The sequence below is a fragment of the Nocardiopsis sp. ATB16-24 genome, assembly GCF_030271535.1.
Lineage (GTDB): Bacteria > Actinomycetota > Actinomycetes > Streptosporangiales > Streptosporangiaceae > Nocardiopsis.
This window is the reverse complement of the sequence record NZ_JASCXJ010000001.1, coordinates 306,727-325,481: the sequence shown is the minus strand read 5'-3', so window position 1 is coordinate 325,481 and position 18,755 is coordinate 306,727. Positions and strand designations below refer to the sequence as shown.

General features: G+C 70.0%; 14 protein-coding genes. 7 read left to right on the top strand and 7 right to left on the bottom strand.

Going from position 1 to position 18,755, the window contains the following annotated elements:
• Positions 1-975: 975 nt before the first annotated feature.
• The 5 genes from PFX91_RS01280 (at position 976) to PFX91_RS01260 (ending at position 5,090) form a co-directional block, all read left to right on the top strand.
• Complete coding sequence (locus PFX91_RS01280) at positions 976-1,530, top strand: hypothetical protein (protein ID WP_352231610.1); 555 nt, start codon at positions 976-978, stop codon at positions 1,528-1,530.
• Between the two features lie 173 nt (positions 1,531-1,703).
• Positions 1,704-2,279, top strand: coding sequence for a hypothetical protein (locus tag PFX91_RS01275; protein WP_285728765.1), 576 nt, complete (start codon positions 1,704-1,706; stop codon positions 2,277-2,279).
• A gap of 261 nt (positions 2,280-2,540) precedes the next feature.
• Positions 2,541-3,170, top strand: a complete 630-nt coding sequence (locus PFX91_RS01270) for an SCO family protein (protein ID WP_285728763.1) — start codon at positions 2,541-2,543, stop codon at positions 3,168-3,170.
• A 50-nt stretch (positions 3,171-3,220) separates the two neighbouring features.
• Positions 3,221-4,426: a Dyp-type peroxidase gene (locus PFX91_RS01265; protein WP_285728967.1), complete on the top strand. Its 1,206-nt coding sequence runs from the start codon at positions 3,221-3,223 to the stop codon at positions 4,424-4,426.
• Between the two features lie 103 nt (positions 4,427-4,529).
• Positions 4,530-5,090, top strand: coding sequence for a copper chaperone PCu(A)C (locus PFX91_RS01260; protein ID WP_285728762.1), 561 nt, complete (start codon positions 4,530-4,532; stop codon positions 5,088-5,090).
• A 26-nt stretch (positions 5,091-5,116) separates the two neighbouring features.
• Here the strand turns inward: PFX91_RS01260 and PFX91_RS01255 are convergent, their stop codons facing one another.
• From PFX91_RS01255 to PFX91_RS01235, 5 genes are all read right to left on the bottom strand, one after another.
• Positions 5,117-6,184 (bottom strand): ferric reductase-like transmembrane domain-containing protein, encoded by a 1,068-nt coding sequence (locus tag PFX91_RS01255; protein ID WP_285728760.1) that lies wholly within the window; start codon positions 6,182-6,184, stop codon positions 5,117-5,119.
• A 75-nt stretch (positions 6,185-6,259) separates the two neighbouring features.
• Positions 6,260-8,227, bottom strand: a complete 1,968-nt coding sequence (locus PFX91_RS01250) for a M3 family metallopeptidase (RefSeq protein ID WP_285728759.1) — start codon at positions 8,225-8,227, stop codon at positions 6,260-6,262.
• Positions 8,228-8,450: 223 nt separating this feature from the next.
• Positions 8,451-10,196 (bottom strand): ABC transporter ATP-binding protein, encoded by a 1,746-nt coding sequence (locus PFX91_RS01245; protein ID WP_285728758.1) that lies wholly within the window; start codon positions 10,194-10,196, stop codon positions 8,451-8,453.
• Positions 10,193-11,785, bottom strand: a complete 1,593-nt coding sequence (locus PFX91_RS01240) for an ABC transporter transmembrane domain-containing protein (protein WP_285728757.1) — start codon at positions 11,783-11,785, stop codon at positions 10,193-10,195. Before PFX91_RS01240 ends, PFX91_RS01245 begins: the two co-directional genes overlap by 4 nt.
• Before the next feature lie 470 nt (positions 11,786-12,255).
• Complete coding sequence (locus PFX91_RS01235; protein WP_285728756.1) at positions 12,256-12,933, bottom strand: DedA family protein; 678 nt, start codon at positions 12,931-12,933, stop codon at positions 12,256-12,258.
• Positions 12,934-13,245: 312 nt separating this feature from the next.
• On the opposite strand from PFX91_RS01235, the gene PFX91_RS01230 reads away from it, so the two are divergent.
• Complete coding sequence (locus PFX91_RS01230) at positions 13,246-13,620, top strand: hypothetical protein (protein WP_285728754.1); 375 nt, start codon at positions 13,246-13,248, stop codon at positions 13,618-13,620.
• 179 nt (positions 13,621-13,799) lie between these two features.
• On the top strand, positions 13,800-14,321 hold the full coding sequence (locus PFX91_RS01225) for a hypothetical protein (RefSeq protein ID WP_285728752.1): 522 nt from the start codon (positions 13,800-13,802) through the stop codon (positions 14,319-14,321).
• 226 nt (positions 14,322-14,547) lie between these two features.
• Here PFX91_RS01225 and PFX91_RS01220 read toward each other — a convergent pair whose 3' ends face one another.
• Together PFX91_RS01220 and icmF are read right to left on the bottom strand one after the other, a co-directional pair.
• Positions 14,548-15,309 (bottom strand): helical backbone metal receptor, encoded by a 762-nt coding sequence (locus PFX91_RS01220; protein WP_285728750.1) that lies wholly within the window; start codon positions 15,307-15,309, stop codon positions 14,548-14,550.
• A gap of 6 nt (positions 15,310-15,315) precedes the next feature.
• The gene (gene icmF / locus PFX91_RS01215) at positions 15,316-18,534 is read right to left on the bottom strand and encodes a fused isobutyryl-CoA mutase/GTPase IcmF (RefSeq protein WP_285728966.1); all 3,219 of its coding nucleotides are present in this window, start codon (positions 18,532-18,534) and stop codon (positions 15,316-15,318) included.
• Positions 18,535-18,755 lie beyond the last annotated feature (221 nt).

Genomic DNA, 18,755 nt, shown 5'->3' with positions numbered 1-18,755 from the left:
CTTCGGTGGCGACCTGCGGATGTGGTGATCGCGCAGAGTGACCGCCCTGGTGGGAACGTCTCATGGAGGTCGGTTCCGCACGCCTTGCGTCGAGGGCCGCGCCGCGCGAGGGCCCGAAGCGCTCCGAGGCGGAGGCCGACTCCCCGGCTGGAGGCGCGCGGCCCGAGGGGCTGGACCGTGACGGTTCCGTTCCGGTGTCGCCCGCGGTTCCGAAGGTGACCGCGAGGCAAAGATCGCCCCGAAAAGGGCTACTCACATCACGCCGTTAACGTTTCCGGTCGGTGTATTGGTGGAAATAAGGACTCACTGAGAAAGCGTGGTCGCGGGATCGGAAGGGTGACGATCACCGTGAGGGATCCCGGCGGTCCTGCGGCTTGAGTGTCGGGAATGGAGATCGGCCCTCAGAAAGGTGGGATTGTCATATTTCGCTCTCCGGTGAGGCGGTGGCTCCTTGAGGAGGTTCCGCGGTGTGGGTCCCGATCGACCTCGGGTCGGAGGATCTCTCGACGTTGTGTCGTGTCCGCGGACGCCGTGGGTTCGTTCCGGGGCGTCCGTGGCGGAGTGAGACGTGGGCACCCCTGTGAACAGCGGATTCGAAGGCGGTCAGATGGACCCGGCGCGTCGTCGACGCACGGCGCCATGTCCGTTCCGCCCTGCCGGGAAGGCCGGGGAGGGAGAAGGGAGGACACGGATCCGAGGTCGGGGGGAGGGATGTGCCCACCGAATTCGGACGGGGTGGGTCGTAGGGGGGACCCTCGTTCCCGCGTAGATGAGAACGACGACACGGAGGTCCGCGCAGTGTGGTTCTATCTGACTTATGACCTGGCCAAAAATTAGTGGGACACTGATAACTAATCGCTGAGACTCGTGCTCCACCAAGGTCGGGCAACAAGACGGGCCCGGAAGGTGCGCCAACACCCTGCGGGCCCTGAACCCCCAAACCAAACCACACATAAGTAAGGAAAAGAGGATCTGATGCGTCACTCTATCCCCTCGCCCCGTCGTTCCGACGAGGATCGTCCCCTCGCGGCACAGCCGCACCGTGCTCCGCTCGCCGGGCCCTTCTGCCCACTGCCCGCCCTCCACGACGTCCGGAGGACGCCTTCGGAGCAGCCCCCTTCCGTGTGCGGCCACCCCTCTTGCAGGGCACGGCGCGCCCAGAACCTTCCGCGACTGGGAGGCCACCGGTCCGAGTTCGCCGTCGAACACGCCCAGGCCGCCGCCGTCCAGGCGCGACACCGTGACCTGATCGTCTACTTCGGTGAGGCCACGCAGTCCTTCTGGGCGATCACCCCCACCGACATGGTGGAGGCCCGCGACGTCGGCGGCCTGCTGTCGGCGGTGCGGGCGCACACCGACCCGCCGGTCATCCGTCTTTGGATCGAGGACGTGGACAGCGTTCCCGCCCTCGCCTCGGAGCCGGTCCCCGACCCGACCTGGACGCCGACCTCGGACACGACCCCCGAGCCCGTCCCGGAACAGGCCGCCGGGCAGGCCGCCGAGCCGGCTCCGGAGCTGGTTTTGGCCTAGAGGACCTGGAGGAACGCCGCGGCCCCTCGGGGAGCCACCTCGGGAGGGCCGCCGCCCGCCCCGCGTCGCTCGGGGCGGGCCTCGCGGCCCCGGACACGGACGAACGCCGTGCGGAGTCGGTGAGGGCCATCCCCGCTCGGAGGTCTCCTCGCGAAGGTGAGACGATCGAAGGGATGTCCGAGAACCGACCGTGTCGACCGTTGCGCGCCGGGGTGTTCACCCTGGTGTGCGCGAGCCTGTCCGCGCACGGCCACGCGCTCTGTTCCGGACACGACGTCCCCCTCACCGGTCTCCTGATGGGGATCGCCGTGGTCCTGGGCGTGTCGTGGGTCGTCGCCGCGCGCCGCCACGGACCGCTGACGCTCTTCGGTTGGATGCTGTGGGGACAGTTCGCCCTGCACGTGGCCTTCAGCCACGCCCAGAACGCGGGACGGGGACACGCCGCGCACACCACCACCGAGGCGATCGCCTCCTCCCCGTCCGGAGGGTGGATGATCGTCGTGCACGTGCTGACCGCGCTGGTCAGTGCGTGGTGGCTGCACCGGGGGGAGAACGCGCTTTTCGCGTTCCTGCGTTTCATGGCGCTCTCCCTCCTGCCGGTCCTGCTCTTCCGGGACCGGGCCTGCGTGCCACCCGCCGGGGCGGTCGCCCCCGGAGGAGGGGGTGACGAGCGCGCCCCGTCGCTCCTGCCCTACCTCCGTCACGCCCGCGTCCTGCGAGGCCCGCCTATCCTTCTTCTCGACGCCTGAGCCTTCGGCGTCCCGCCGCCCTCAGAGGCGGAGCCCATGCCGGAACCCGCGTCCGGCGGTCCGCGACCGCCGTGACAGCGCCCGGCCCGCGCGTATGCGCCGCCCCCTCAGGCCGCGTCCTGTCGCGATCCCACGGTGCCCGCGGACCGAGGCACCACGAACCGAGCCCGCCCGCAGCCTGCGGCCCGGCCCGGACAGACGCCGTGCCGCCCCGCTCACGACCCTCGACCGCGGGCGCGGTGACACGAGAAAGAAGGACACATGACCATCCGACCGCGCCCCTTCGGTGCCGCACGGGTGTCGGCCGCCGCGGCCGCCCTCGCCATGCTCACCGCCTGCTCGGCGACCGCGGCCGACACCCTCGCGGAGACGGAGTACTACCTGGACCTGTCGGACGATCCGATGGCCGCCTCCGGCGTGGAACTGGCCACGGTCGACGGCGACCCCTGGACCTTCTCCGACGTCGCCGACGACCGCCTCACCCTGCTCTTCTTCGGTTACACCAGCTGCCCGGACGTGTGCCCGATGACCATGGCCGAGATCGACCTGGCGCTGGAACGGGCGGGCGAGACGGCCGAGGACTACGACGTCGTCATGGTCAGCACGGACCCCGCACGCGACACGGACGAACAGCTGCGCTCCTGGCTGGACCGTTTCGACCCCGGATACCAGGGGGTGCGCGGGGACATGGACACCACGATCGAGGCCGCCGCCGACTACGGCATCCCCATCGAGGCGCCGGAGGAGACCGACGGCGACTACCTGGTCTCCCACGGAGGACGTGTCGTGGTGCTGCTGCCCGACGGGGAGGCGGCGGGCATGTTCGACGAGGGCGTGGACGCGGACCAGATCGCCGAGCTCCTGCCCACGCTCAGGGAAGCACTGCTGTGAGAGGCGACCGAGAACGGGGTCACGTCTCACGCCGTGGTCTGCTGGCCGCCATGGGGACGGCCGGGATCGCGGGTCTGGGCGCCGGAGGGCTGGCGGGACACCTCTCCGGCACGGCCACCGACACCGCGGACGGGGAGGACCCCGCCCTCGTCTCCGCGCGGTCCAGGGTCGCACCGCGGGAGGGCAGGCCCCCGGCGTTGCTCACGCCCGTGCCGGCGAACGTCCAGGTGGTCGCGGTGGACGTACGGGCCCAGGACGGGCCGGACGTGCGCCGGACGGCGAGGGAGGTCCTGGCCGCCTGGAGCGAACAGGCCCGCTCCCTGCACGACGAGGGTCTGGCCTCCCTGGTGGAGGGCGCTCCCTCCCAGGACCTGCACCCCGCCTCCCTGGGCGTCACCCTTGGTCTGGGCCCCTCCCTCCTGGAGCGGGCGGGGCTGGCCGATCGGCGTCCGCCACAGATGGAGGACCTGCCCGAGTTCGGCACCGACCACCTCGACCCCGCATGGTGCGACGGGGACCTGATGCTGTACGTGGGCGCTGAGGACCCCTTGGTCCTCAGCTCGGCGGTCGACCACCTGCTGCGCACGGCCGGGGACCGGACCCGGGTGCGCTGGGCCCTCCCCGGATTCCAAAGGTCGGCCGTGGCCGCCGCCGACCCGGGGGCCACACCGCGCAACCTCATGGGACAGGTCGACGGGACGGTCAACCCACGTCCCGACGAGGCGCTGTTCGGTCCCCAGGTCCTGGCCTCCCACACCGACAGACCCCTGGCCTGGATGGACGGCGGCACCTACGTGGTCGTACGACGCATCCGCATGCTGCTGGACGACTGGTTCGCACTGGAACCCGAGCGACGCGAGGAGGTCATCGGCCGACGCCTGTCCGACGGGGCGCCCCTGGGAGGCGACGGAGAGCACGACCTCCCCGACCTGGCGGCCCGTGACGGCGGAGGGGAACCGGTCATCGCGCGCGACGCCCACATCCGGCTCGCCAGCCCCGAGAGCACCCTGGGTGCGCGCATGCTGCGCCGGAGCTTCAACTACGACCTGGGCTGGGACGCCGAAGGCCGCAGGCAGGCGGGCCTGCTCTTCACCGCGTGGCAGGCCGATCCGCGCACCGGCTTCACCGCGGTGCAACGCAACCTCGACGAGGGAGGGGACGCGCTCAACGCCTACATCAGGCACGAGGGGAGCGCCCTGTTCGCGGTACCGCCCCTGAGAGAGGACGAACCCCATGTGGCGCACTCCCTGTTCTGAGCGCGGTCCCGTATCTCACCGGAGAGGCGCGCGCAGCACCATCGGACACCGGAACGGGACCACGTCCCGACACGAACGCACAGGAAGAGGACCCCGAGGAACCATGCCGCGTGTACGGACCCCCAGAGGACATCGCCGACTCGGCGCCGCTTCGGCGGCCCTGACCGCACTCCTGCTCGCCACGGGATGCGGCGGTGGGCAGGACACCGAACAGGACGCGCGGACCGAGGCGTGGGAGGAACGGCGCGGCCACGCCGAGACCGCGCACCTACGGGTCTGGGACGCCTGGATGCCCGAACCGGCCAACCCCGAGGTGGGCGCGGTCTACCTGCGCGTGGCCAACCACGCCGAGACCGACGACGCCCTCACGTCGGTGTCCACCGACGTCTCCGACGACGCGGAGATCCACGACACCGAGACCACCGACTCCGGAGCCGCGGTCATGCGCCGGGTGGAGCGGGTCCCGGTGCCGGCCCAGGGCGAGGCCGAACTCGCCCCGGGTGGCTACCACGTGATGGTCAACGACCTCGCCCACCCCCTCGAAGTCGGAGACGAGTTCACCCTCACCCTGACCTTCGCCAGTGAGGAGGAGGTGGCGGTCACCGTCCCCGTGCAGCCGATGACCGCGGGACACGGTGAGGACTCCGGACACGACCACCACTGAGCCCGCCGCCCCTCCACGGAGAGGGGTCAACGTGGGGGCTCCACCGGATCGGGTGCGGTGGTCCTCCTCCCGACGGTGACGGCCACCGCCCCGATCACGGTCAGCAGGACGGCCAGTCCGGCCCAGACCATGCCCTGGGTCACCAGCATCTCCCCGGTCTCCTCCCCCGGGACCCTGCCGCCGTCGCGGCCCGTCACCGTGACCAGGAGCAGGACCACGGTGGCCGCCGCCACGAGGAGGCGACCGACGAGACCGGCCGACGCCCGCCACCGGTCCGGGCCCAGCAGACGGTCCCGGGTGAGACGTTCGGAGGGGCGCAGGGGTGACAGCAGCCTGACCAGGAAGAGCAGTGCCACGGGCAGTTGGAGCGCCCACACCACGGTCCGGAACCAGCCGTCGAACCACACGTTCGTCCCGTACAGCAGTGTGTGCCACACGCTGAGCACGTACACGACGATGACGAACCGGTGCAGGGCCCGCCACAGCCGGGACCCCGTCCAGGCGCGCACGTAGAACGCCGCCCCCAGCGGTATCGCCAGGTAGAAGGCGATCAGGCCCAGCAGGATCGCCACCTGTCCCGTCCCGGAGGCGTAACCTCCCGGGACGAAGACGTCGACGAAGGCCGACACCACCAAAGGACCCCATCCGAGGCCGTCGGCGTTCTCCCTCACGAGTTCGAGGAAGAAGGCGAACGCGTGCGCGAACATCAGCCCGAGCGTGGTCAGGCTGGTGGTGCGGTGCAGGCGCTCGACGCGGGCGTGGGACACCACGCTCCACCGGCCTGGAGCGGTGGAGCGCAGCAGCCCGAGCATGACGGTGATCCACGCCCAGAGCAGGGCGGACCAACCGAAGGCCTGACAGGCCCAGTAGAGCCAGTAGAGACGGGCGTCGTCCATGAACGGCATCACCACGACGGTGGGGGAGACGCCCGTGTGGACCCGGAAGTAGAGGAGCGCGAAGATCACCGCGGTGACGGCCAGGGCCGCGGTCGCGTCCAGGGTCATGAGTCGAAGGTCGGCGCGCAGGGCGCGCGTGTCGACGCGGAACCGTCTCCGGGAGGTCGGAGCCGCGCCGGGGGGTGTGGCTGAGGACATGAGAGGATCCCTGTCGTGAGGCGGGACCTCCATCAGAGCACCTGTGGTGTGCCCCCGGACACCCCCCGAAGCCCCTTAGATCAGACCCTTGCGCGCCAGCAACGGTCCCATGTCGGGCTTGTGGCCGAGGAAGTCGGTGACCGCCCTCATCGGGTCCACGCTGCCGCCCACGGAGAGCACCTTCTCCCGGAAGCGGTCCCCGCCCTCACGAGTGAGACCGCCGTTGCCCTTGAACCACTCGACGCTCTCCGCGTCCAGGACCTGGCTCCAGACGTAGGAGTAGTAGCCCGCGCTGTAGCCGCTGTTGAACACGTGCAGGAAGTACGTGCTCCGGTAACGGGGCAGGACCAGCGGGTGCAGGGCCCCCACCGCCTCCAGCGCCCTGGTCTCGAAGGAGGCGGGATCCTCCACCGTCTCACCCGGAGCCAGACGGTGCCAGGCCCAGTCCAGGAGGGCGGCGGCGAGGTACTCGAAGGTCTCGAAGCCCTGGTTGAACCTGCGGGCGGCGGTCAGCCGCTCCACGAGTTCGGCGGGCACCGGATCGCCGGTCTCGTGGTGCTTGGCGTAGCTGGACAGCACCTCCGGCCACAACGCCCACATCTCGTTGACCTGCGAGGGGTACTCGACGAAGTCGCGGGGAACGCTGGTCCCCTCCACCCGGGGGAACCGTACCGCCGACAGCAGGCCGTGCAGGGCGTGGCCGAACTCGTGGAAGGCGGTCTCGACCTCGTCGAAGGTCAGCAGGGTGGGACCCGAGACCGGCTTGGTGATGTTCAGGTTGTTCACCACCACCGGCCGTCGGTCCAGCAGGAAGGACTGGTCCACGAGGTTGTGCATCCACGCGCCGCCCTGCTTGGTCGGCCGGGCGTAGGGGTCCAGCAGGAACAGGCCGAGCGGGGAGCCGTCACGATCGAACACCTCCCAGGTCCGCACGTCCGGGTGGTAGCCCCGCAGGTCGGGGCGCTCGGTGAAGGTGATCCCGTACAACAGGGACGCCGCGTGGAAGACCCCGTCCTCGATCACCCGGCCGAGCTCGAAGTAGGGACGCAGGGCGTTCTCGTCGAAGTCGAAGCGGGTCCTGCGGACCTGCTCGGCGTAGAAGGGCCAGTCCCACGGCTCGATGTCGTGACCGGCCTGCTCCGCCAGCGCCTCGGCCTCCTTGTCGACGTTGCGTCGGACCGGGCCCACCAGCCGGGCGAGCATCTCCTCCACGGCGTCGACGGTCTTGGCCGTCTGGTCGGCGACGCTGTAGGCCGCGTGGTCGGGGTAGCCGAGCAGCTCGGCCCGCTCGGCGCGCAGGGTCGCCATGCGCACGGCGATGTCGAGGTTCTCGGGGGCGCGCTCGGTGCTCAGCTCGTACAGTCGCCTGCGGGTGTCGCGGTCGGTGAGCCGGGCCAGCGCTGGGTGCACCGTGGTGTTCATCAGGGGAAGGACGTACTTTCCGTCCTCCTCGATCGCGTCGATCTGGGCCTGGTCCAGCCCGTCGAGGTCGGTCACGTCGTCGGTGACGAGGGCGGACTCGCTGGTGGCCCGCAGGACGTTGCGCCCGAACTCGGTGGAGAGCTCGGCGAGTTCGGTGTTCAGCTCCCGTAGCCGGGCCTGTTCCTCCTCTCCCAGCTCGGCACCGGCCTTGATGAAGTCGAGGCGGTAGCGCTCCAACAGCCAGGCCTCCTGCGGATCGTCGGTGGAGACTCGACGGATACGGGCCCACAGATCCCGGTTGAGCAGGACGGCGTCGAAGTGCTGTGAGGAGCGGGGAGCGAGCAGCTGCTCGATCTCCTGGATGCCTTCGGTGGCGTCGGAACCGGCCAGGGTGTGAAGGACGGTCTGCACTCGTTGGAGGAGTCGGCCCGAGCGCTCCAGCGCCGCGATCGTGTTGTCGAAGGTCGGCGGTTCCGGATCGGCGGCGATCGCCTCCACCTCGGCGAGGTGCTCGGCCACGCCCTTGTCGAAGGCGGGCAGGAAGTGCTCCTCGCGGATCGCCGCGAAGTCGGGGAGTTCGTAGGGCAGTTCACTGGGGGACAGGAACGGATTGTCCGTCAAGGGATCGTGCTCCTCGTTCATCGGTGCCAGGACGTTCGTGCCGTTCTATCCTGCCCGTCGCGACCTGTCATCCGGATTCCCGTGGGGCCTCCTTCGGCGTGTCACTCTCGGTGCCCTGTGCGTTCCGTGCCGTCGGCGGACCGAGGAGCGGCCCGGCCGACCGGACGCCGTCGCCCGCATCGCCACCACCGGCCGACCGCTTCCCGGCCGGGGCGGCCCCGGGTCAACCCCCGTGCCAGGAACGCCACAGCGACGCGTACGCGCCACCGGACGCGACGAGTTCGTCGTGCGTGCCGATCTCGGTGATCCTGCCCGAATCCATCACCGCGATCCGGTCGGCGTCATGCGCGGTCTGGAGCCTGTGCGCGATCGCGATCACCGTGCGCCCCCGAAGGACCGCGGCCAGGGCGCGTTCCGTGTCGCGCGCGGTGGTCGGGTCCAACAGGGCCGTGGCCTCGTCGAGGACGAGGGTGTGCGGGTCGGCCAGGATCACACGGGCCAGGGCGACCTGCTGTGTCCGGGCTCCGTCCAGCGTGTGGGCGTCGACGCCGAGGCGGGTGTCCAGGCCCTCGGGGAGCTCCCCCACCCAGTCGGCCCCGACAGTCGCGAGCGCCTCGCGCAGTCGTGCGTTCTCCGCAGACGGGTTCGCGATGAGGAGGTTGTTCCGCAGGGTGTCGCGAAAGACATGGTGTTCCTGGGTGACGAGGACGACCTGGCGGCGCAGGCGTTCCGCGGGCAGGTCGGCGATGGGGACGCCGCCGACGTCGACTCTTCCCGAACGCGGTCGGTCGAGCCCGGCCAGGAGCCTGCCGAGGGTGGACTTGCCGGCTCCCGAGGCCCCCACGACGGCGATCCGCTCACCCGGCCGCAGGTCCAGGTCGATGCCTCTCAGCACGTCCTTTCGGCCCTCGTAGGCGTAACGGGCGCCGGAGATCTCGATGCGGTCGTCGACGGGTACGTCGGATGTGGACGGTGGGGCGGGCGGAACGGCCGCGATGCCCTCCACACGCGCGTACGAGGCACCACTGGCCTGGAGTTCCTCGACCCAGAGCAGGATCGTGTCCAACGGGACGCTGAGCCGACGCAGGTACAGGGTCGCGGCCACGACGGTCCCCAGGGTCACCAGACCGTTCTGGTACATCAGACCACCGGCCACCAGCACTCCGACGAGGGGGAGGGCCAGGGAGACGTCCAGGCTCGGGAACAGTACGGTGCGCAGCCGGAGCGTGCGCAGGCGTGCCCGTCGGCTCGTCTGGATCGCCTTCTCCGTCTCGTCGACGCGGCGGCTCTGCAACCCCAGTGCCTCGATGGTCCGCGCCCCGGACGCCGTGCTCGTCAGGGTCTCGGCCAAGGAGGAGTTGGCGGCGCCCTCGGCCAGGTAGGCCTCGCGGGCCCGGCGCAGATACCAGCGCAACGCGAACACGGCGGTGACCATCGACCCCATGCCCAGGAGCCCGAGCAAGGGGTCGAGGAAGAACACCGCGCCGATGAGGAAGAGGGCCTGGGTGGAGGCGACGAACACCTCGGGGAACGCGTTGCGCAGAGCCTCGGCGACTCTGGTGACATCGGCCGTGCCCCGCGTGACCAGGTCGCCGGTGGCGGCCCGCTCCACCGTCGAGGCGGGCAGGGCCAGAGACCGGTCGAGGAAGCGTTGACGGATGCGCGCCGCGGTGCGCTCACCGAAGCGGTGCCCGACATAGAGGGCGTAGCGGGACAACAGGATCTGTACGAGGGTGAACCCGACGATGGCCAGGGCCAGACGGTCCACGCTCGCCACGGCCTCAAGGCCTGGTGAGCGCTGGACGGTGTCCACGATGCTTCCGACCAGCCAGGGCACGGCCAGGCCCGTGAGCGCGGCCAGCGCGTTCAGGACGACCATCAGGACGAACGTCCATCGGTCCGCGAGGATCTCCTCCAGAGCGGCACGGCGTACCTGTGCCCGGTCCGCCACGGGAAGGGACACGGTCATCGCACGACCTCCCGGTCGGCGTCGCGTGAGATCAGCGCACGGTAGCCCGCTTCGGTGCGCAGCAGCTCCCGGTGGGCGCCGACCGCCGAGACCCGGCCCTCGACGAGGTGGACCACGACGTCCGCCTGGGCCAGGACCAGTGGCGAGGTGGTCGCGGCGACCGTCGTGCGTCCCCGCCTGTGGGCCCGGAGGCGCGAGGCCATGGTCGCCTCGGTGTGGGCGTCGACGGCGGAGGTGGGTTCGACCAGGAGCAGGATCTCCGGGGAGGCGTACAGGGCGCGGGCCATGCGCAGGCGCTGGAGTTGGCCGCCGGACAGGTTGCGTCCCTTGGCGGCCAGGGCGGAGTCCAGACCATCCGGCATGGCCTCCACGATGTCGGTGGCGGAGGCCGCGTGGAGCGCCGCGTGTACGACCTCGTCGTCGGGGTCGTGGCGCCCGGCGACCGCGTCACGCACACTGCCGGAGAAGAGGTCGGCGTCGTTGTCGGCCACCAGGATCCGTTCACGGACGTGGCCGAGCGCGACGGCGTCCAAGCGGAGGTCCCCCCAGGTGACGTCGGAATCCTCGAAACGTCCCAGTCGGTCGATGATCCGGGCGGTGTCCGAAGGCCGTGCTCCGGCGAGGGCGGTCAGCACCCCGGGGCGGACGAGGAGTCCCGACCCGGGGTCGTGCAGTGCCGACCCCGGCGGCGGGGCGGGCAGGGGCGTCACCGGGTCGGAGTGGTGGGGTTCGAGGGAGAGGAAGCGTGTCACCCGCTTGGCCGCCACCAACGCTCGGGCGATGTCGGATCCGCCTTCGATGAAACCGGACACGGGCACCACCAGGACGGCCGCGTACCCGTACACGGCGACGAGGTCTCCGACGGTGATCGCGCCGGCGGCGGCCGACCTGGCCGCCAGCCAGGTGACGACGGCGAGGAAGAAGGCGGGCAGGCCCAGAGCCAAGGCGCTCACCCAACTGGTCACCGCACCGACCTGATAACCCTTGTCCCGCAGCTCTTCGGACTCCTCGTGGTAACGGGACGCGAACACGCCCTTGCCCTCGAGGCCGTTGAGGACGTGAAGACCGCTCACCACGTCGACCAGGCGTGCGGTGAGCGCACCCTGCCGTTCGCGGTATCCGGTGGTGACGCCGAGCAGCCGATGGAGGAGAGGACCGACGACCAGGACCAGGGCGGGGACCCCGGCGAGGACGACGACCGCGAGCAACGGTGAGATCGCCAGAAGGAGGGCGGCGATGACCACGTAGGCCACCACGGCCCCCACACCCGGGCCGGTGACCGTGAGCGACTGGGCGATGACCCGAACATCGCTCATCCCGATCGCGGCGACCTCGCCACCGGACACACGACGGGGGAGCGTGTCACCCAACCGGACCGCCTGCCTGACCGTCGCCCGGACGGTCCGGAAGGAGGCGTCCATCCGGACCTTGGTCATGGTGCGGTGCCGGGCGATCGCCAGTGCCGCGTTGAGCACGCCGACCAGGAGGAGGACGGCGGCCCAGGCGAGCAGGGCGGTGTCGTCGTTCCCGGCCAGGCCGTCGTCGATCGCCCGCGACAGCAGATAGGGAGGAACGGAGAGGCCGAGCATCCAGAGGATCCCCAAAGACGCCCCGGTCGCGATCCTTCCTTTCTGGCTGGCGACCAGCCACAGAAGAAAACGGAAGGGGGTTCGTATGTTCTTCGGGGCGGGGGGATCGAAGGTGTGGCCCACTTGTCTGCCTTCACTCGTCGGCGACGGACGGAGGACCCGCTCGCCTTGTTCGGCACGATGTGCGTGGTGCGGTAGCGGTTTCTGCTCGAGCCGTGCACACCTTACCGACAAGGATTCGACCGTCGACGGCACGGGCGCGGTCCATACGGTTCTCCTCTGGTCGCGCTCAGGCGGGTACATGTCTCCGACTCGGCCGACGTGAAGGAAACGGGATCGGACGCCGGCGGTGCGACCGCACCGGCCTTCTTCGGCGGCACCGTGACGACCTCGATCGCTCACCGCGTCGATCCTCGAAGGGCGGACCGGACCCGGCGCCCCGACACCGGTCCGACCGCCTCCGCCCGGCGTCAGGCGGTCGGCCTGCCCTGGGCGCGTGCCCTGAGACTCCTCACCCGGACCACCACGAACCACACCACCAGCAGGCCGATGACCGCCAGCACGATGTTGCCGATCAGGTCGCTCCAGTGGACCAGGGCGGGTTCGATGGCCGGCCCGAAGGCGTAGCCCAGGCCGATCCAGACGCCGTTCCACACGGCCGACCCGATGACGGTGTAGAGGGAGAACCTCACCAGTGACATCCGCGCGATGCCGGCCGGGATCGAGATGAGACTGCGGACCAGGGGCACGCAACGGCCCAACAGGACGGCCAAGCCTCCGAAACGCTCGAAGAACCGCTCGGACCTGTGGAAGTCCTCGGCCTCCAGGAGCGGGGTCCTGCGAAGAAGCCACATGGTGCGCTCCCGGCCCAGGAGGGCGCCGAGCGCGTAGAGGCCCCAGGCGCCGACGAGACCGCCGACGGTGGCCCACACGATGGCGAGCCAGACGTTCATCTGCCCGGTGTAGGCGAGGAAGCCCGCACCGGGCAGAACGGCCTCGCTGGGCATCGGGGGGAAGAAGGTCTCGATGAGCAGGGCCACGCCCACACCGGGCTCGCCCAAGGTGACCATGAGGTCCAGGACCCACCCCAGGAACCCCTCGTACTCGGGAAGGGGCTCTTCCCCCGGCGGTGCATCCGGGCTCGACATCGTCCATGGTCTCGTCGGCATCGGGGTCCCCCTCTTCTCGTTGGCGGTCCCTGGGCAGGGAAGGACGACGCCGGTGCGGGAAAGGGGGAGTCCGCCACCCGGCCGCTTCAGGAGATCTTCCCAGGTGGAGGCCGTCCACGTCCTGCCATCACGGAAGGACGTGGTGAGGTTTCCGGCCGGGTGTGGGCGGTCAGTACATCTGGTGTGCGGGGCCTTGTGCGTCGAAAGGACGGCACCGGCCTGCGGAGACGCGCAGAAACCCGCCGTCGCGGGCTTTCCGCCGTCCGCGGTGGTGCGGTCGGACGGGAGGACATGATGGATCCGCGAGGACTGGCTCGGGCGCACGGCGTCTTCAACGTGCTGGGTGGCGCCTGGCCGCTGTTCCACCGGCGCAGTTTCGAAGTCGTCTTCGGCCCCAAAGCCGATGAATGGCTCCAGTACACCGTCGCCGGTCTGCTGGTGACCAGCGGCCTCTCACAGCTCCGTGCCTCCCGCACCCCGGAGGGCGTACGCCACGCCGCCCGCACCGGAGTGAGCACGGCGGCGGTCCTTTTGGCCGTCGACCTGGTCTACGTGCCCAAGGGGCGGATCGCTCCGACCTACCTGCTCGACGCCCTGATGGAGGCCGGCCGGCTCGTGGCGTGGTACAGGTGTGGACGAGCGTCGATGGACGGAGCCGGGCACTGAGGCGGGAGGCCGTTCGCCGACGAGTCGAACGGAGCGCCGAAAGAAGTCCGGGTGCGCGCCGGGTCGTCGGCCGTATGCCGCCATTGTGGCGTCCGGGCGTCGGGTCCGGGCCCAGGAGCGCTCTGTCGAGGCGTTCCCGCCGGTGGTTGGGTCCGGCGCGCGGGGGTAGGCGTCGGGGCATGATCGGACGCGTACTGTGGCAGGGGCTGGCAGCCGGGACCGCCGGGGCGGCGGTGATGACACTGGCGGAGAAGGTCGAGCAGCAGATGACGGGCCGTCCCGACTCCCATGTTCCCGCTCGGGTCCTGGAACGTCTGACGGGTGCGGCGGAGCGGCCGGGGAAGCAGCCCCTGCCGGTGAACTGGGCGATGCACTTCGGCCAGGCCGCGGTGCTCGGCGTGCTGCGTTCGGCCATGGCGCACGCCGGACTCCGGGGGTCGTGGTCCTCGGCGATGTTCACCGTGGTCAGGCTGACCAACGACCAGCTTCTGGAGAACGCCACCGGGGTGGGGGCTCCGCCGCAGACCTGGCCGCGTCCCGAACTCGTCGTGGACCTGCTGCACAAGGCGGTCTACGGTTTCACCACCGGTGTCGTCTCCGACGCCCTCGCCGCACGTTCCGGTCCCGGGCCCGGCCAGGAGCACGCGGGCGTCCTACCGGGCGGGCATTCCGACGTCGGCCCGCTTCCCCGCGACCGCTGAGACCTCGAAGCGCTCACGCCGTCGATGACGTGCCGGTGAATCCGTGGGCGGACGGTCCCCGGGCACCTCCTCCGCGTGTCCCTCGGCCCGACACGCCCCTGTGTGGAGACGGGGTCGGCCCCGTCTCCCGTGGGGAACGCGTGACCGACCTGCCGGCCGAGGTCGCCGGGGACCTCGGCCGGGAGGTCGGCGGTCGTCCACCGCCGGCCGTCGAAGAGCGCGTCGGTCACCTCTCCAGACTCGACCACGCGGGTACGAGCGAAGGCCCGTACCACGTCAGCAACCGACCGCTGACCAGTTCGGTCGGGGTGCGCACGAAGGACGAGGGTCCGTCCTCCGGCGTGAAGACGTACGGTTCGTCGGGCAGCAGGACCACGTCGGCACCCGCGGAGTCGATCGCCTCCGCTGTGCTGTGCGGGTAACGCTTCTGTTCGGGGTTGTGCGTCTCCAAGGCCCACACGTTCTCCCAACCGCGCCGGCGGAGCAGGTCGCCGGTGAAGGTGCGGGACCCCACCACCATCCACGGGTCGCGCCAGATCGGCACCACCACGCGGCGGGTCACGGGCGGAAGCCGATCCCCACACCACAGTTCCCGTGCCCGACCGAGCCAGTCCGGTCTCGGCCAGCGCAGGGCGTGATCGAAGAGACGTTCCAGGGAGCGGATCGCGTCGGGAACGCTCTCGATGTCCGTGACCCAGACGGGGACGCCCCGGGCGCGCAGCCGCTCCACGTCGATCCTGCGGTTCTCCTCCTTGTTGGCGATGACGAGGTCGGGCCTGAGCCGCTCGATGCCTTGGAGGTCGGGGTTCTTGGTCCCCCTGATCCTGGCGCACGCCAGATCCACCGGTCTGGTGCACCAGTCGGTGACCCCCACCAGCGCTTCGGCCCGGACATCGGCGAGGCTCTCGGTGATGGAGGGCACCAACGACACCACGCGGCGCGCGGGCGCGCGAGCGGTGAAGGCGGTGCCCAGGTCGTCGTGGGACATGTGGTCCTACACATTACGGCGGTACTGGCCGCCGACCTCGAAGAACGCCTCGGTGATCTGCTGGAGGCTGCAAACGCGCGTCGCCTCCATGAGGGCGGCGAAGACGTTCCCACCGGAGACGGCGGTCTCCTTGAGCCTGGCCAGCGCCTCCTCGGCCTCGGCGACGTGTGCGTCCTGGAAGGCGCGCACACGCTTGATCTGCGACTCCTTCTCGTCCTCGGTGGCGCGCGCCAGTTCGATCTCGACCGGAGAGGCCGCCGCGTCCGGCTTGAGGAAGGTGTTGACCCCGATGATGGGCAGTGAACCGTCGTGCTTACGGTGCTCGTAGAGCAGTGACTCGTCCTGGATCCGACCGCGCTGGTAACCGGTCTCCATGGCGCCGAGCACCCCGCCACGCTCGTTGATCGCCTCGAACTCGGCGAGGACGGCGGCCTCGACGAGGTCGGTGAGCTCATCGATGATGAACGAGCCCTGCAAGGGGTTCTCGTTCATGGCCAGGCCCCATTCACGGTTGATGATCAGCTGGATCGCGAGCGCGCGCCGCACCGACTCCTCGGTGGGGGTGGTCACCGCCTCGTCGTAGGCGTTGGTGTGCAACGAGTTGGCGTTGTCGTAGATCGCGATCAGCGCCTGCAACGTGGTGCGGATGTCGTTGAAGTCCATCTCCTGCGCGTGCAACGACCGACCCGAGGTCTGCACGTGGTACTTCAGCTTCTGGGACCGCTCGTTGGCGCCGTACTTCTCCTTCATGGTGATCGCCCAGATGCGGCGGGCCACACGGCCCAGCACGGAGTACTCCGGGTCCATGCCGTTGGAGAAGAAGAACGACAGGTTGGGGGCGAAGTCGTCGATGTCCATGCCGCGGGCGAGGTAGGCCTCGACGTAGGTGAACCCGTTGGCCAGGGTGAAGGCGAGCTGACTGATCGGGTTCGCCCCGGCCTCGGCGATGTGGTAGCCGGAGATCGAGACGGAGTAGAAGTTACGGACCCCGTGTTCGATGAACCACTCCTGGATGTCGGCCATCAGCTTCAGCGAGAACTCGGTGGAGAACAGGCAGGTGTTCTGGCCCTGGTCCTCCTTGAGGATGTCGGCCTGCACGGTGCCTCGCACGTTGGCCAGGGCGTACGCCTCCAGTTCGGCGCGCTCGCCCTCGTCCGGTTCCCGTCCCTCCCTCTCCCGGAAGGCGTCGACCTGCTGGTCGATCACGCTGTTGAGGAAGAACGCCAACACCGTGGGGGCGGGGCCGTTGATGGTCATGGAGACGCTCGTGGTCGGGGCGACCAGGTCGAAACCGTCGTACAGCGCCCTCATGTCGTCCAGCGTGGCCACCGACACCCCGGAGGTCCCGACCTTGCCGTAGATGTCGGGACGCTCGTCGGGGTCACGCCCGTAGAGGGTGACGGAGTCGAAGGCCGTCGACAGACGTGTGGCCTCGCTGTCGGCCGACAACAGTTTGAAGCGCCGGTTGGTGCGGAACGGGTCGCCCTCTCCGGCGAACATGCGCGCGGGGTCCTCACCGTCGCGCTTGAACTTGAACACGCCGGCGGTGAAGGGGAAGTGGCCCGGCAGGTTCTCGCTCCGCCAGAACCTCACCAGCTCACCGTGGTCGGTGAACCTCGGAAGCGCGACCCGGGGGATCTTGTTCCCCGAGAGCGACTCCCGTGTCAGTCGTGTGCGCAGTTCCTTGTCACGGACCCTGACGATCTGCTCGTCGCCGGAGTAGGCCTCCACGACCCGCGGCCACTGTCCGATCTGCTCGGCGACCTCGTGCGGGAGCTCTCTTCGGGCCTCCTCCAGCAGGGCGGAGACCTCGCCCTCGGACCTTCCACTCCGGGCCAGCTCGTCCTGGACGGCCTCGATCCGCTGGACGCGGCGCGCGGCCTCGGCGTACTCCTCGGTGCGGGCGTGGTAGGTCCGTACCGTCTCGGCGATCTCGGACAGGTAGCGCACGCGGTCCGTCGGCACGATCTGGCTGATGCCGGAGGAGTGGCGTACCTCGACCCGGGGCAGGGCGCCTTCCTCAATGCCGAGCCCCTTGCCGGCGAGTTCGTCCCGTAGGTGCTGGTAGAGCGCGGTCACCCCGTCGTCGTTGAAGGTGGCCGCGCTGGTTCCGAAGACCGGCATGTCCGCGGGCTTCTTGCCGAACGCCTCGCGGTTGCGGACGAGCTGTCGGCCGACGTCGCGCAGCGCGTCCTTGGCGCCGCGTCGCTCGAACTTGTTGATCGCCACGGTGTCGGCGAAGTCGAGCATGTCGATCTTCTCCAACTGGCTGGCGGCACCGAACTCCGGGGTCATGACGTAGAGGCTGTGGTCGACGAGCGGCACGATGCCGGCGTCTCCCTGTCCGATGCCCGGGGTCTCCACGACCACCAGGTCGAAGCCGGCGGCCTTCATCACGGCGATCACGTCGGCGAGATGCTCGGGGATCTCGTGGCTGCCGCGGGTGGCCAGACTGCGGAAGAAGATCCGGTCGCCGTCGAGCGCGTTCGCGCGGATGCGGTCGCCCAGCAGCGCGCCGCCGCCCTTGCGCCGGGTCGGGTCGACGGCGATGACCGCGATGCGCAGCCCGTCCCGCTGGTCGACACGGAACCGCCGGAGGAGTTCGTCGGTCAGGGACGACTTGCCCGAGCCACCGGTGCCGGTGATGCCCAGGACCGGCACCGACCGGTCGCGCGCGGCGTCACGGACGGAGGTGAGCGTCTCCTCGTCCAGCCTGCCGGTCTCGGCCCCGGTCACCGCGCGGGCGATGGCGAGCCGTTCGCCGGACAGCACCTGTTCGAAGGTGACCTGCCTGTCCGCCCACAGGTCGAAGTCGCAGGCGGCGACGACCGAGTTGATCATCCCCGCCAGCCCCATCCGCTGCCCGTCCTCGGGGGAGAAGATCGTCACGCCGGCGGCACGCAGTCGCTCGATCTCGGCGGGCACGATCACACCGCCGCCCCCGCCGACGACCTTGATGTGGCCGGCGCCCCGCGCCCGCAGCGACTCCACGAGGTACTCGAAGTACTCGATGTGGCCGCCTTGGTAGGACGAGACCGCGACGCCCTGCACGTCCTCCTCCAGAGCGGCGTCGACCACCTCCTGGACGGAACGGTTGTGACCCAGGTGGATGACCTCGCAGCCTTGGCTCTGGAAGATCCGCCGCATGATGTTGATCGAGGCGTCGTGTCCGTCGAACAGACTCGACGCGGTGACCAGGCGGACGGGGTTCCGGGGCACATGCAGGTCGTTCACGAGGTGCTCCCTCATTTAGTAGGACGTCCTATTACTTCTGGATACTAGAGCCTCTCGTCGATTTGGGCGAGGGTGAGGGCCCGATCGACTCCGAGGACGCGCGGGTGAACGATCCGGCGTACGTCTGTGCTCTCCCTCCGAAAAGGCCGCCACCGGGTGTGAGACTCCCCAGGGACGGAGTCCCGGAGACCCTCGCCGACCTGGGCTCCTCT